The 15,566-nt window shown below is 61.4% G+C and carries 11 protein-coding genes; 1 reads left to right on the top strand and 10 read right to left on the bottom strand.

From position 1 onward, the window contains the following. Window positions 1-19: 19 nt before the first annotated feature. From bamA to dnaE, 10 genes are all read right to left on the bottom strand, one after another. Complete coding sequence (gene bamA, locus SFY93_RS17455) at window positions 20-2,554, bottom strand: outer membrane protein assembly factor BamA (protein WP_093758764.1); 2,535 nt, start codon at window positions 2,552-2,554, stop codon at window positions 20-22. Between the two features lie 173 nt (window positions 2,555-2,727). After that, window positions 2,728-3,879, bottom strand: coding sequence for an RIP metalloprotease RseP (rseP, locus tag SFY93_RS17450; protein WP_320443995.1), 1,152 nt, complete (start codon window positions 3,877-3,879; stop codon window positions 2,728-2,730). Window positions 3,880-3,922: 43 nt separating this feature from the next. Next, window positions 3,923-5,146, bottom strand: coding sequence for a 1-deoxy-D-xylulose-5-phosphate reductoisomerase (gene dxr / locus SFY93_RS17445; protein WP_093758765.1), 1,224 nt, complete (start codon window positions 5,144-5,146; stop codon window positions 3,923-3,925). A gap of 4 nt (window positions 5,147-5,150) precedes the next feature. Then, the gene (locus SFY93_RS17440; protein WP_320447796.1) at window positions 5,151-5,861 is read right to left on the bottom strand and encodes a phosphatidate cytidylyltransferase; all 711 of its coding nucleotides are present in this window, start codon (window positions 5,859-5,861) and stop codon (window positions 5,151-5,153) included. Between the two features lie 5 nt (window positions 5,862-5,866). Next, a complete protein-coding gene (locus SFY93_RS17435) occupies window positions 5,867-6,622 on the bottom strand; it encodes an isoprenyl transferase (RefSeq protein ID WP_068730865.1) in 756 nt (251 codons plus the stop codon). A 90-nt stretch (window positions 6,623-6,712) separates the two neighbouring features. Next, window positions 6,713-7,270, bottom strand: coding sequence for a ribosome recycling factor (gene frr / locus SFY93_RS17430; protein WP_374725665.1), 558 nt, complete (start codon window positions 7,268-7,270; stop codon window positions 6,713-6,715). 70 nt (window positions 7,271-7,340) lie between these two features. Then, window positions 7,341-8,057, bottom strand: a complete 717-nt coding sequence (pyrH, locus tag SFY93_RS17425; protein ID WP_068730867.1) for a UMP kinase — start codon at window positions 8,055-8,057, stop codon at window positions 7,341-7,343. A gap of 67 nt (window positions 8,058-8,124) precedes the next feature. After that, window positions 8,125-9,048 carry a translation elongation factor Ts gene (gene tsf, locus SFY93_RS17420; protein ID WP_320443994.1) on the bottom strand — a complete coding sequence of 308 codons (924 nt, stop codon included), beginning with the start codon at window positions 9,046-9,048 and terminating at the stop codon, window positions 8,125-8,127. Window positions 9,049-9,248: 200 nt separating this feature from the next. Beyond that, window positions 9,249-10,241 carry a 30S ribosomal protein S2 gene (locus SFY93_RS17415; RefSeq protein WP_068730869.1) on the bottom strand — a complete coding sequence of 331 codons (993 nt, stop codon included), beginning with the start codon at window positions 10,239-10,241 and terminating at the stop codon, window positions 9,249-9,251. A gap of 201 nt (window positions 10,242-10,442) precedes the next feature. Next, window positions 10,443-13,925 (bottom strand): DNA polymerase III subunit alpha, encoded by a 3,483-nt coding sequence (dnaE, locus tag SFY93_RS17410; protein WP_320443993.1) that lies wholly within the window; start codon window positions 13,923-13,925, stop codon window positions 10,443-10,445. Between the two features lie 1,052 nt (window positions 13,926-14,977). Between dnaE and SFY93_RS17405 the strand changes: the two genes are divergently transcribed. Beyond that, entirely contained in the window at window positions 14,978-15,343 is a 366-nt protein-coding gene (locus SFY93_RS17405; RefSeq protein WP_320443992.1) for a hypothetical protein, read from the top strand. Window positions 15,344-15,566: the final 223 nt, after the last annotated feature.

Genomic DNA, 15,566 nt, shown 5'->3' with positions numbered 1-15,566 from the left:
GTCCGGCCGGAGATCAAACTCAGAACGAAGTTCCGCCGCCGAACTTGAACTGCTGCACGCGATCATAGGCGCCCTTGGTGATCGGCACTGCGTAATCGAAGCGCAGCGGACCAAACGGCGACTGCCAGATCAGGCCAACACCGACCGACGACCGGACGACATTGCCATCGTCATAGGTCATGCCGGCGCAGTTACCGACCGAAGTCCGGCTCGCAGGCACACAGCCGGCGGCATTGATTTCGCCAGTCTGAGCCCAACTGGTCGGTCCCTTATAATCCCAGAGACCGCCGGCATCGGCATAAACCGCGCCCTTGATGCCAACTTCCTTCGGCAGGAACCAGAATGGCATCTGCAATTCGGCCGAAGCGCCCCAATACTTGGTGCCGCCGAGTGCGTCACCGTAGGATCCCAGCGCAACGTAGCTGATGTCACGCGGACCGATACCGTTCTGCGCGAAACCACGCACCAGGTTCGGACCCATCTGGAAGTGATCCAGCATGCGGATATCTTCGCCGACCTTGTTCAGCATACCGCCCTGGACACGCAGCAAACCAACGATGTCGGCCACCAGCGGAGTGTAGTACTTCGCATCGATCGTGGTCTTCAGGTAGGTCACGTCGCCACCGACGCCAGCGTAGTCCTGCTTGAACTCCAGGAACAGACCGTCGGTCGGGTTCTTGTTGTTGTCGAGGGTGTTGTAATTCAGCGTGTAGCCGAGCGCCGAGGTCAGCGTCTTGCCGCTGGCCAGTTCGCGGCGAACTGGCAGAGACGACTCGCCATCGGCGTAACAACCCCAAGTGTTGGCATTGGCTGGATCAACAGAACCCGGGAACAGTGAATTCAAATAACCGGGAGTGTTGGTCGCAGTTGGGCTGCCTGGCAGGTTGTTACAGTTGCTCAACGTCGCCGGGAGCGAAATCTGCTGCTGATAGACGGAGTAGCGCAGCTGCAGCGCGAGATCTTCACGCAGCTGGAAACCGAGGCGCGGGCTGAAGCCGAGCGTCTTGGTGTTGTATGAGATGTAGCTGTTGGACAGCTGCTCGCGCTGATAAAAATCGAGGCCGAGCGCCACGCGGTAGTCGAGCAGGTAAGGCTCAACGAAGGACAGCGAGTAGCCACGGGCATACTGGCCGTACTGAACCGATGCCTTCGCAAACAGACCGCGACCGAGGAAGTTACGTTCCGAGACACTGACTTCGCCGAGCGCACCGTCGGTGGTCGAGTAGCCGCCCGAGACCGAGAAGTCACCGGTCGACTTCTCTTCCAGATCGACGACCAGGATCACGCGATCGCTGGATGAGCCGGGCTCGGTCGTCACCTTCACGCTCTTGAAGAAGTCGAGGTTCTTCAGGCGGCGTTCGGCACGATCAACCAGCGCGCGATTATAGGCGTCGCCTTCGGCGAGATCGAATTCGCGGCGGATGACATAGTCGCGGGTACGCGTGTTGCCGCGCACATTGATGCGCTCGATGTAGACGCGCGGGCCCTCTTCCACCGTGAAACCGATGGTGACGGTATGAGATTCGAAATTGCGATCGCCACGCGGACGCACGACGGCAAAGGCGTAGCCGCGGCGGGACATTTCGATCTGCATTTCCTCGACCGACTTCTCCAGCGCTTCCGCGTTGTAGAGCGAGCCGACGCCAACGCGCGAGAAGCTGCGCAGCGAGTTCGGATCGAACTGCGGAATGGTGGACGAGAAGTCGACCGACGACACGCGGTACTGCTGGCCTTCTTCGATCTTGAAGGTGACCAGGAAGCCCTTCTGGTTCGGATCGTATTCGGTGAGCGCGGCGACGACCTGAACGTCGGCGAAGCCGTTCTTCAGGTAATAGCGGCGGATCAGGTCGCGATCGGCTTCGATGCGGTCCGGATCATAGATGTCGCCCGAAGCCAGGAAGCTCAGGAGGTTCGATTCACGGGTCTTGATGACGTCCTTGAGGCGGTAGGACGAGTAATAGTTGTTGCCGATGAACTGGATCGACTTCACGCCGGTCTTCGCGCCTTCGTTGATCGTGAAAATCAGGTCGACGCGGTTGTTCGGCTGCTCGATGAATTCCGGAACGACGCTGACGTCATAACGACCAGAGCGACGATAGATTTCGGAAATGCGCTGGGCATCGGCCTGCACCATCGGGCGCGACAGCGTCCCGCGCGGCTTCGACTGCACTTCAGCGTTCAGCTGGTCGTCCTTGACCTTCTTGTTACCTTCGAAGGCGATACGGCCAATGACCGGATTTTCGACGACGCTGACGACCAGACGGCCACCGGCCTGATTGATCTTCACATCCTGAAACAGGCCGGTCTCGATGAGCGACTTGAGGCCGTCATCAATGGTACCCTGATCCAGCCGGCCGCTCGGGCCGGGACGGAAATAGGAGCGGATGGTCTCCACATCCACGCGACGATTGCCTTCAACAACAATCGAAGCGGCAGTCTGAGCCACGGCAGTCGAAGAAACGAGCGCAGCGGTCGCTGTAACGGCGACCGGCATGGCGACCAAGATCGAAGCAGCAAGAAGGCCGCCCCGGAAACCCCGCAAACCAAAAATCATGCGCAAAGCGCCCTTATCATTCCATCGCCAGCCCGCACCCCTACGGTCTGACAGAATCCCTTTAGTGGCCCAGCTTGTAGCCAATTTTACCTGACTGGCAAACGACCTTTCGCGCTGCAATTCTAATTTCATTCCAAGACGTTGCCCATCGGCCACGTTACCCCCAGCCTCGATCATGACGAAGCCAGGTGAAGAATGTCGTTATAGGTCGCAAATACCATCAACATCAGCACTAAACCGAGGCCAATGCGGAAGCCCATCTCCTGCGCGCGCTCCGACAGCGGGCGCCCACGAACGGCTTCGACGGCATAGAACAAAAGATGACCGCCATCGAGAAGCGGCACCGGAAACAGGTTGAGAAGGCCGATCGAGATCGACAGTACCGCCGCCAGGTGAATCAGGGCGGTCAGGCCTATTGTCGCCACCTGCCCCGAGATCTGGGCGATTCGCATCGGACCGCCGATCTGGTCGGCCGCCTCGCGTCCGGTGAATACACCGCCGATATAGGCGATGGTACGGTCCACGACGAACCAGGTTTCCTTGACGCCCAGCACGAAAGCGGTCGCCGGATTGACCCGCTCGGTGATCGCTTCGCCAACCGCTGTCGCGCGGGTAATGCCGAGGACGCCGAGACGATGGACGTTACCGAAGCTGTCTTTGACTTCGCGAAGTTCTGGCGTGCCCTTCAGCTCAACTGTGGCTTCGCCGCGCTTGACGCTGAAGGCCAGCTGCTCGCCGGCCTTGGTGCCGACGATGCGCTGCATGTCGGAGAAACTGCCAATGACCTTACCGTCGATGGCCTTGATGATGTCGCCCGACTGGAACCCGGCCTTCTCGGCCGCGCTGCCAGCCTGAATGCTGTCGACTTTGGCGGTCGTGCTCGGCTTGCCAAAGAACGTGAACAGGCAGGTGAAAATGACGATCGCGAGGATGAAATTGGCGATCGGACCAGCAGCCACGATGGCCGCACGCTGGCCAACCCGCTTGTGATGGAAGCTGCCCTTGCGCTCATCCGCCGTCATGCCTTCCAGCGCGGCGCTTGAGGGGGTCGAGGCTTCGCTCTCGTCGCCGAAGAACTTCACGTAGCCGCCAAGCGGAATCGCGGAAATCTTCCAGCGCGTGCCATGGCGATCGTTGAAGCCGGCGAGTTCAGGACCGAAGCCGAGCGAGAACGTCAGGACCTTAACGCCGTTCCAGCGGGCAACCAGGAAGTGGCCGAGTTCGTGGAAGAACACCACGATCGTCAGGACAAACAGAAAGGGGATGATATAGCCGATAAAGCCGTGGCTTAACGTATTGAAACTATGTTGGAAAAACTCAAGCATCCCGATCCCCTAACGCGAGGCCAAAGGCCTCGTCCCCAATGCTCTAGGATGCCTTTGCGGCAATTTGAGGCAAGAGGGTGGCAGCCATTTTTCTCGCTTTATGGTCAACAGCGATGGCGTCATCCGCCGACGACAACGGCGCCAAATTCCCTGCCCGCACCCATTCATTCATGGTGGCTTCGACCAGCCGTGCAATGGCGCCAAAGCGGATCTTCTGGGCGGTGAAAGCAGCCACGGCGATCTCGTTGGCCGCGTTGTAGACGGTGGTCGCGCCGCTGCCGGTGCGCAGCGCGTCATAGGCCAGCTTCAGGCCAGGAAACCGCGCGTAATCCGGTGCCTCGAAGGTCAGCGACCCGATCTTGGCAAGGTCGAGCGGCGCCGCCCGGCCCGGGATGCGGTCCGGCCAACCCAGGCAATGCGCGATCGGCGTGCGCATGTCGGGCGAACCGAGCTGCGCCATGACGGAATAATCGCGGAACTCGACCATGCCGTGAATGATCGACTGCGGATGTACCAATACGTCGATTTCGTCCGGCGCCAGTGCGAACAGATAGGACGCCTCGATCACTTCGAGACCCTTGTTCATCATCGATGCGGAGTCGATGGTAATTTTCTGCCCCATCGACCAGTTCGGATGTTTCAGCGCCTGCGCCAGCGTTGCCTGCTCGATATCGGCGGCAGCCCAGGTGCGGAACGGTCCGCCCGAGGCTGTGATGATCACGCGGGTCAGTTCCTCCCGGCTGCCGGAAGCCAGCGCCTGGAACAGAGCATTGTGCTCACTGTCCGCCGGCAGGATGCAGGCGCCAGCTTTGGCGGCGCGATCCATGAAGAAATCGCCGGCGCAAACGAGGCATTCCTTGTTGGCCAGTGCAACCGTTGCACCGCGGTCGACGGCGGCGAGCGCAGGCTTCAAGCCGGCGGCACCTGATACGGCAGCCATCAGCCAGTCGGCAGGACGCTCGGCGGCCTCGACGATCGCGCTATCCCCTGCCCCGCTGGCGATGCCGGTGCCGGCGAGTGCCGCGCGAAGTTCGTCCAGCTTGGATTCATCGGCGACGGCCACGAAGCGCGCGTTGAATTCCTTGGCCAGCTTGACCACGCCTTCGACGTTGCCGTTAGCCGTCAAAGCCTCCACCTGGTACCGCTCGGGCGACGCTCGTAGCAAATCCATGGTGCTGTCACCGATCGAACCGGTCGCACCGAGGACAGTGATGCTGCGCAGACTGGACGCGGCGGGCTTGTTATTACGCAGAGGAACAGCGCTCATCAAATCACCAAACCATAAGACCGCGGCCGACGCCATCTGCGCCGCCGCGTAAAAGACCGATCACCGCGGCAGCAACCACCGCGAATACATAGCCGTCGAGGCGATCCAGCAGACCGCCATGGCCAGGAATGATCTGGCCGGAATCCTTGACGCCGAATTTGCGCTTTACTGCGGACTCGAAGAGATCACCAAGTTGCGACAGCACCGTCAGCACGGTTGCGATCATGAGCAGCGGCAGCAGGCTGCCCAAACCATTCATGGCAAAACCGGCAGCCACAGCGAGGCTGAGAACAAAGCCGCCAATGGCGCCGGCCCATGTCTTCTTCGGACTAACGCGCGGCCACAGTTTCGGGCCGCCGATGCCGCGCCCGGCGAAATAGCCGCCGATATCGGTCATCCAGACCACCAACAGAATGAACATCAGCGCCGAGAAGCCCCAGACGGGATCGAGGCGCACGACAATGGACGCCGCAAACGCAGCCAAGGCATAGACGACGCCGAGCCCGATCCAGCCGACATGATTGCCGACAATGGCCCGCCATTCCAGGAAGAGACCAACCGACACCAGCGTCACGAGGCCGAACCACAGCCAGCCACCGGTATAGGCGGCGAGAATCGCGACGGGGATCAGTACCAGCGCGGCCAGAACACGCATCAGCAGATTGCGCAGCCCCCGGTCATCCGCCTGCTTCGGCGTACTGTCGTTCTGGGTCACGCCGGTCACGAACCGGTTTTCGCGGCGAGACCACCGAAGCGCCGCTCGCGGCGGGCATATTCGGCAATGGCGCTTTCCAGCGCGGCCTTGTCGAAATCCGGCCAGTGGATCGGCACGAATACGAACTCGCTATAGGCAGCCTGCCACATCAGGAAGTTCGATAGCCGTTGTTCACCCGACGTGCGGATGATCAGGTCCGGGTCCGGAATATCAGGCGCGTCGAGATACTGGCCGAGCGTATCGACATTGATGCTTTCGGGCGTCCGCTTGCCCTCGGCAACCTCGCGCGCAAGGCGCTGCGCTGCCGTGGCGATCTCGTGCCGCGAGCCGTAGTTGAAGGCGACCACGAGATTGAGCTGGGTGTTGCCCCGCGTCAGGTCCTCGGCCTCTTTCAGCAATGACGCGATATCGGAATCGAGGCCCTGGCGCTCTCCAATCACACGGACCCGCACGCCGTCGCGATGCAGCGTGGCAAGATCGTTGCGGATGAAGCGACGCAGCAGGCCGAACAGATCGCTGATCTCGGATGCGGGCCGCGACCAGTTCTCGGAGCTGAACGAGAAGATCGTCAGATATTGGATGCCGAGTTCGTTGGATGCCCGCACCACACGGCGAAGTGCCTCGACGCCGCGGCGATGGCCTTCGGCGCGCGGAAGCCCCCGCGCTGCAGCCCAGCGCCCATTGCCGTCCATGATGATCGCGACATGCAAAGGCGTGGATCGGTCCGATCCATCATTTGCGGGCGCGGCGGCATTCGACATCGATTAAAATCCCCAGCCTATGGTCCGGCACATATGTGACCAATTTGCGGACCATACGCTTTTCAACAGCTTAAAAGCGGCTTCTGACGCTTAAACCGTCATGATTTCCTTTTCCTTAGCCGCCAGCAACTGATCGATTTCAGCGATTATGCTGTCCGTGACCTTCTGCACTTCGGTATCGTGGCGCTTCTGGTCGTCCTCGGAAATCTCGTGAGCCTTCTCGAGCTTCTTGATGATGTCGAGACCGTCGCGGCGGACGTGGCGCACGGCGACCTTGGCTGCCTCGGCATATTTATGCGCGACCTTCACGAGTTCCTTGCGGCGCTCGGTGTTCAATTCGGGAATACGCAGCCGCAGAATCTGGCCTTCCGTTGCCGGGCTAAGGCCGAGGTTGGAATCGACGATCGCCTTTTCCACCGCCTTGACCATCGACTTGTCCCAAACCTGCACCGACAGCAGGCGCGGCTCGGGAACGCTGACGGTCGCAACCTGGTTCAGCGGCATGTGGCTGCCATAGGCTTCTACCTGGACCGGCTCCAGCATCGAGGCTGCCGCACGTCCGGTGCGCAAGCCGCCAAGCTCATGCTTCAGCGACTGGGTCGAGCCCTGCATACGGCGCTTGAGGTCGTTGATGTCGAATGGGGCCATGGTGGCCATGCAGCTCTCCCTTGTATCCTGCTGGTGCGAAGCGGGTATGGCGCTCCGAACCCGTCTAAAATCAGCCCGCGACGATGGTGCCGCGGCCAGTACCAGTCAAAATGGCGCCGATCGAACCCGGTTCGGCGATCGAGAACACGATGATAGGCAGCGAGGTCTCGCGGGCAAGCGCGAAAGCCGTCGCATCCATGACTTTGTAGTTCCCCTCCACCGCCTGCGAATGGCTGAGACGCTCGAAGCGCGTCGCGTTCGGATCCTTCTTTGGATCGGCGCTGTAGACGCCGTCCACATTGGTCGCCTTCAGCACGGCCGATGCGCCGATCTCGGCAGCGCGCAACACTGCGGTCGTGTCGGTGGTGAAGAACGGATTGCCGGTACCGCCGGCCAACAGCACGATGCGGCCCTCGGACAGGTATTTGTGTGCGGCAGCACGTGTGAAGAGTTCGCAGACCTGCGGCATCACCATCGCCGACAGCGTGCGGGCCGGCACGGCGTGGCGCTCGATCGCAGCTTCCAGTGCCAGGCAGTTCATAACGGTAGCGAGCATGCCCATGCTATCGCCGGTCGGGCGCGACACACCACGCGAGGAGACTTCGACGCCGCGGAAAATATTGCCGCCACCGACGACGACCGCGACTTCGACACCAAGTTTCTGGGCTGCAATGAGATCGACGGCGATGCGGTCGATGGTCGGCTGATCGATACCGAATGACTGGCCTCCGGCGAAAGACTCACCCGAGACCTTGATCACGACGCGACGATAGAGCGGCTCACCCATGATGCGATCGCTTCCTTTCGAGGCGGCAGCTCCCGGCGTAGATCGCCGGGAGGTCTTCCAATTCGTCTTACTTCTGGCCGCTGGCGGCGGCAACTTCGGCAGCGAAGTCCGAAGTCTGCTTCTCGATGCCTTCGCCGAGCGCGTAGCGCACAAAGCCGGCGAGCTTGATCGGCGCGCCAACCTTGCCTTCGGCTTCCTTGACGGCCTGCGCCACCGACTTGCCGGTGTCGTGGATGAAAGCCTGATCCAGCAGGCAGACTTCCTTGTAATAGGTCTTCAGGCCGTTCTCGACGATCTTCTCGATCATCGCGTCCGGCTTGCCCTGCTGGCGATACTTGTCCGCCATCACTTCCTTCTCGCGAGCAACGACGGCCGGATCGAGGCCGGCGGAGTCCAGCGCCTGCGGGTTGGCAGCAGCAACATGCATCGCGATCTGTTTGCCAAGGGTCGCGAGCTCGTCAGCCTTGCCGGCGGATTCCAGCGCGACGATGATGCCCATCTTGCCGAGACCTTCGATCACGGCGTTATGCACGTAGCTCGATACGACGCCGGCCGAGACTTCCAGCGTCGCGGCGCGGCGCAGGGTCATGTTTTCGCCGATGGTGGCGATGGCTTCCGTGATCGCGGTCTCGACAGTGACGTCGCCAACCTTGTGCGCCTTGATGGCCTCAACGTCGGAGCCGACCTTGAGCGCGACCTGGGCGATCATCTTGACCAAGCCCTGGAACTGATCGTTGCGCGCGACGAAGTCGGTCTCGGAATTGACTTCGACCACGACGCCCTTGTTGCCGGCAGTGAGAACGCCGATCAGGCCTTCAGCCGCAACGCGGTCAGCCTTCTTGGCGGCCTTGGACAGGCCCTTCGCGCGCAGCCAGTCGATTGACGCCTGCATGTCGCCGTCATTGGCAGCCAGTGCGTTCTTGCAATCCATCATGCCGACGCCGGTGGTTTCGCGGAGGTCCTTGACCATCGCTGCAGTAATCGTTGCCATCGTTGAACCCTTTGCCTGTCAGGGCGCCTGCGAGCCAGCCGGTGCTGGTCAATCGCGTTACGCCGCAGGAACTATCATCGAGAGAAGTGTAGAGATGGAAAGTGCGGCCGGGATGACGGCCGCACAATAGTTTCTTGGCTGTCGCATCGGCATGATTTTGTCCGGAACCGGGACACCGGTTCCGGGATCACGCCTGCGCGTTACTCGGCTTCCGCCGTCAGACCCTTGGCCTGGGCGACCCAGCCGTCGGCACGGGCCGGAAGACCAACTTCTTCGCCAATCTTGTGGGCGGTGTCGTGATCGAGTTCGGCCAGCTGCCAGTAGTGGAAGATGCCGAGGTCGTTGAACTTCTTCTCGATCGCACCGGACACGCCGGTGAGCTTCTTGAGATCGTCGGCGGTGCCGCGCGGACCAGCCAGGCCCTGGAAGCCAGCTTCCGGAGCCGGAATGGCTTCAGCAACCGGCGCAGCCGATGCGCCGATATCGAAGCCCGAGTCGCCCTGGGCGCGCGAGATGCCGTCGATGACAGCGCGCGCGATCAGGTCGCAATACAGCGACAGCGCACGGCCGGCGTCGTCATTGCCCGGGACCACATAGGTGATGCCCTTCGGATCCGAGTTGGTGTCGACGATCGCGGCGACAGGGATACCCAGACGCTGGGCTTCCTGGATCGCGATGTCTTCCTTGTTGGTGTCGATCACGAAGATCAGGTCGGGCAGACCGCCCATGTCCTTGATGCCGCCCAGCGAGCGATCGAGCTTGTCGCGCTCGCGCTGCAGCGTCAGACGCTCCTTCTTGGTGTAGGCCGACGCATCGCCGGAGTTCAGCACTTCGTCGAGGTGACGCAGACGCTTGATCGAACCGGAGATGGTCTTCCAGTTGGTCAGGGTGCCACCGAGCCAGCGCGAATTGACGAAGTACATCGCCGAGCGCTTCGCAGCTTCGGCAACGACGTCCTGCGCCTGGCGCTTGGTGCCGACGAACAGGATGCGGCCGCCCTTGGCGACGGTATCGCTCACAGCCTTCAGCGCGGTGTGCAGCAACGGCACGGTCTGCGCGAGGTCGATGATGTGGATGTTGTTACGTGCGCCGAAGATGTAATTCGCCATCTTCGGATTCCAGCGGTGCGACTGGTGGCCAAAGTGGACGCCAGCTTCGAGCAGTTGACGCATAGAAAATTCGGGTAGTGCCATAGTATCAATTCTCCGGTTGTTTCCTCCGGAAGCGTGTGAGCAAACGAGCGTTCGGGCAGAGGATTCTGCCGTGCAGCCCGGATGCCACCGGACGGCGATTAAGCCATGCTTCCGTGTGAGATGGGCCGGCTTATAGCCGGATTCCCGGGATAAGCAAGGAAATCCGGTGGCTTCGGCCGGTTTACCGCGCGGGTCGCCAGCTCAAAGCGTTTCGACCATTTCCACCCCGGAAACCGCCTTGATGGCGCCGGCGATCTGCGGGGACACCTGGAACCGGCCTTCGAGCTTGAATTCGACCTCAGTTTGCAGGTCGAGGCGAAGGATCAGCGAGACGTCGCCTCCGCCGGCGGCATTGCTCGGCTGCGGTTGGAGGCGTTTTACCAGCGAATCCAGTGCCTTGGTGTCCTTCATGGTCACCCTGAGCCCCTTCTGGGTCTTGGCAGCGGCGGCATCCAGAGGTTCCGCATGGAGAACCCGGGCCCGAACGTCCTCTCCCTGGAGTTCGGCGCCGAGTTGCAGCAGCACCGCGGTACCCGGTTCCAGCACGTCGCGGTATTGGGCAAGCCCTTCGGAGAACAGCACCGCCTCGAAATGGCCGGTCGGATCGGACAGACCCATGATGCCCATCTTGTTGCCGGTCTTGGTGCGCCGCTCCATGCGCGACACGACCGTTGCCGCCACCCTGCCCGCCGTAGCGCCGGTTTTGACGGCGCGGCAGAACTCGGCCCAGCTCTGCACCCGCAGCCGCTTCAGGGCGGTCGCATAGTCATCGAGCGGATGGCCGGACAGGAAGAAGCCAATAGCGTCGTATTCCTTGCGCAGCTTCTCCGCCGCCAGCCAATTGTCGATCTGCGGCAGCATGATGGTCGGCGCATCGGCCGCGCCGCCAAACATGTTTCCCTGACCGATTGTCGTATCCACGTGGGCGCTCTGGCAGGCGGCCAAAATAGCATCCGCGCCGCCATGCACGCGGGCACGATGTGGATCGAGCGTATCGAAGGCGCCGGCCGCAGCGAGCGTTTCGATGATGCGCTTGTTGACGGCGCGTGGGCTCACGCGCGACGCAAAGTCGGCAAGCGACGTGAACAAACCATTCTTGTTGCGCTCGGCGACGATCAGCTCGACGGCGCCAGCGCCGACGCCTTTCAACGCGGCCAGCGCATAATAGATCGTGTTGTCGCTGACCTCGAAGGTGACGCCCGAACGATTGATGTTCGGCGCCTCGACCTTGATACCGAGCCGCTGCGCCTCGGCGCGAAATTCCGACAGCTTGTCGGTATTGCCCATGTCGAGCGTCATCGACGCCGCAATGAACTCCACCGGATAATGCGCCTTCATATAGGCGGTGTGATACGACACCAGCGCATAGGCCGCGGCGTGACTCTTGTTGAAACCGTAGTCGGCGAATTTCGCGAGCAAATCGAAGATCGTATCGGCCTGCCCTTTCGGCACACCATTCTTGACGGAGCCGGCGACGAAGATCTCGCGCTGCTTTTCCATTTCGGCGCGGATCTTCTTGCCCATCGCACGGCGCAGCAGGTCGGCGTCGCCGAGCGAATAGCCGGCCATGACCTGTGCGATCTGCATCACCTGTTCCTGATAGATGATGACGCCGAAGGTTTCCTTCAGGATCGGCTCGATGATCGGATGCAGATATTCCGGCTCTTCATCGCCATGCTTGCGCGCGCAATAGGTCGGGATGTTCGCCATCGGGCCCGGACGATACAACGCGACCAGCGCGATGATGTCCTCGAAACGGTCGGGCCGCATGTCCACAAGCGCGCGCCGCATACCCTGGCTTTCCACCTGGAATACGCCGACCACTTCACCGCGCGCCAGCATTTCGTAGCTCTTGGGATCGGTAATCGGCGTGGTCGCAAGATTGACGTCAATATTGCGCTGCTTGAGCAGCTTCACGGCGACATCGAGCACCGTCAGTGTCTTCAGGCCGAGGAAGTCGAACTTCACGAGACCTGCTGGCTCAACCCATTTCATGTTGAACTGGGTGACCGGCATGTCCGATTTCGGATCGCGATACATCGGCACGAGCTGCGACAGCGGCCGGTCGCCAATCACGATGCCTGCGGCGTGGGTCGAAGCGTGGCGCGTCAGACCCTCGAGGCGCTGCGCGATATCGAAGGCTTTGGCGACGATCGGATCCTCGTCGCGGAGCGCCTGGAGTTTCGGCTCGCCCTCGATCGCGGCTGCAAGTGTCACCGGTGCGGCCGGATTTTGCGGCACCAGCTTGGTCAGCTTGTCGACCTGGCCATAGGGCATCTGCAGCACACGGCCGACGTCGCGCAGCACGCCGCGCGCCTGCAGCGTACCGAAGGTGATGATCTGCGCGACCTGATCGCGGCCATAGCGCTGCTGCACATAGGAGATCACCTCGCCGCGACGATCCTGGCAGAAGTCGATGTCGAAGTCCGGCATCGAGACGCGTTCCGGATTGAGGAAGCGTTCGAACAGCAGATTGAACTGCAAGGGATCGAGATCGGTGATGGTCAACACCCAGGCGACCAGCGAGCCGGCGCCCGAACCGCGACCCGGCCCCACCGGAATGCCCTGCGCCTTCGCCCATTTGATGAAGTCGGACACGATCAGGAAGTAACCCGCATAGTTCATGCGGGAGATCACGTTGAGTTCGAAGTCGAGCCGCGCGTGGTATTCCTCCTCGCTCTTGCCCTGCGACACGCCGTGGATCTCGAGACGTTTGCGCAGGCCCTCCTCGGCCTGACGGCGCAACTCGTCGGATTCCTCCTGGGCCGCACCTTCGGCGTTACTGCCAGCGCCCACCGTGAAGCGCGGCAGGATCGGCTTGCGCGTCTTTGGCCGGAACGAGCAGCGCTCGGCAATTTCGACTGTTGACGCCAATGCCTCAGGAATATCGGCAAACAGAACCGCCATTTCGGCGCGGGTCTTGAAGCGATGATCCGTGGTGAGCTGCTCGCGGTCCGTTTCGGCAATGATCCTGCCACCGGCGATGCATAGCAGCGCATCATGGGCCTCATAGTCATCCGCGGCGGCAAAATACGGCTCATTCGTTGCCACCAACGGCAGCCCCTTGGCGTAAGCCAAGTCTATCAAACCGGCTTCGGCGCGGCGCTCCTTCTCGGCGCCATGACGCTGCAGTTCGATATAGAGTCGATCGCCGAATAGCGACGCGAGCCGGTCGCAACGCGCAGCGGCAAGCGCGGATTGATCGGCGAGCAGCGCCTGATTGATCGGACCGTCCGGACCGCCGCTCAACGCAATCAGGTCTTCCGTCTCCTCCAGCAGCCAGTCCAGCTTAATATGGGGCGCGCAATTGACCGGGGTTTCCAGAAACGCGCGCGAGTTCAGTTTCATCAGACTCTGATAGCCGCGCTCCTTGGCGGCCAGCAGCACAATGCGCGGCATCACGGCGTTCAGCGCATTACGGGCATTAGGATCCTGGTCGCCGAAATCGATGGCTACCTCGCAGCCCGTGATCGGCTGGATGCCGTAGCCCACCAGCTTCTCGGAAAATTCCAGCGCGCCAAACATGTTGTCGCTGTCGGTCAGCGCCAGCGCCGGCTGATGGTCGGCCTTCGCCAGTTCCGCCAGTTTCTGGATCTTGATCGAGCCCTTCAGCAGCGAATAGGCCGAATGCACGTGCAGATGGACAAATCCGGCATTCGACGCGGCGGCGGGCTTCTGACTCATGGCGTGGGCCGTTCCGGACTTTGCAGCGCCCGATCTGGGCAGTCATCGACACTGGGGATCGCGGCAGCCTGTTCAGACCGACTCGCTGTCCTATGGTGATGCCTGCCCCCGGCCAAGTCCATGTGAAACCCGCTCGGCCCCGGAAGCGTCCCCGCATTCCCTAGGGAATGCTTGTCATTCCCCCGGGAGCGTTCCCGTATCCACCGGAGAGTGCTTCCCCGGTGTTCCGGCGCCAGCTTCGCAGCCAGCGTCCGGGAGCAGGATCACAGCTGGGGGATCAGTTGCGCCCAAACCGCAATCATGCCGACGAACAGAACGATCGATGCCAGTGCAGCGGCTTCTTCAACAAAGGTCTTCAACATGGTGGCCTCCGTGATCTCTGGAACATATGAAGAACATTGTTCTCATTCTGTTCCTGGAGTCAAGCAGCGGCAGTGGGTCAGTTTGGGAAGTGACCCCTGTGGTTAATTCTTGACCGATCCGACTACCTCCAACGGAGATTGGCTCGACGACCAATTCGCAATAGTCAAGAACCCCAGCAAAAACGCCCAGGCATGACACCGGACGGCTCTTCGACGCGGCTGCCCCCATATTCGGCCGGTGCCACCGCACAGGTTAGAGGCCGACCTACATGGTTAGCGAGAGATTCCCCGCCTCCGCCCGTTATTCGGCCTTCGCTGTGAATTGTCTGAGAGTCATTAGCGGTAGGCATGTCTCCTACAAGGAGGCAACCACGGTCTACGCGGCGCTCCGCTAGACGCGGCCGTTCAGCGGACGAACATCCAGGTGCGGCAAAACGCTTGGACGACAACAAACCGAAAACGATCCATCTTCGGGGCTCGCAGAACCGCCCCGATTCCCCGAGGCTAGGGTTCGAGCGCGTGGTGGGCTGTCTTCGTGGTTGTCGGCAGCCCCGCTGTACGCGGCGCCGACCGCAGGACACTCTGAGTTGCCCGAGACCCTCAAATTTTTTACCCCGAGGCTCTTGACCGGCACGGCGGGAAATCTACATCGGCAATTGCCTTTAAACGGAAGGAGTTAGGAGGCCCAACATGACAACGACTGCCATGTCGATGAATGAAATCCACGCGAATTCTCTGCTCGCCAGTACTTTCACGCACCCGCGGGAGGTGCTCGCGAGTCCCTTCTTGGACATGATCCAGAAGCGATGCATCTTGGCCACTTGGGCATCAGATGCCTTTGCCGTCGAAGGTAAGCCTTGGCTGCGACAAATTCCCGGATCGAGCCAGCAAATCAGAATTGGCGATATTCTGGCGGCACTCAGGACGTTAGACGGCGATGACGGGCCGCCGGCGCAATCTCAGCGCATGCCACTTCCAAAGCGCATGGGGCGCACGCACGCGGTCGGCCAGACAGCTTGTGAAATGAAGCGTCTTCGCGCCGACATCCACCTGTAAGTTGCGTTTGGCAGAAGGTCCTCGGGCGCAGGCCGGCCGGCATCTTCGGTGCAGTTGCCGGCCCCAAGGTCGAGTGACCTACTTCGGTCAAACTCAAGAGCCCGGCACTTGCCGGGCTCCATGTCGCTAGCGAGTTCGTCAGCGGTCATAACCGGCACCGGGGGCCGCCCCACCAAGCGAGCTAATCCATAATTCGCCGCCAGCGCTCGCGATCACGAGCGGG

The organism is Tardiphaga sp. 42S5 (assembly GCF_034044155.1).
Classification (GTDB): Bacteria; Pseudomonadota; Alphaproteobacteria; order Rhizobiales; family Xanthobacteraceae; genus Tardiphaga; species Tardiphaga robiniae.
Note: the sequence above shows the minus strand (reverse complement) of the source record. Positions and strands in the feature narration are given on the sequence as shown.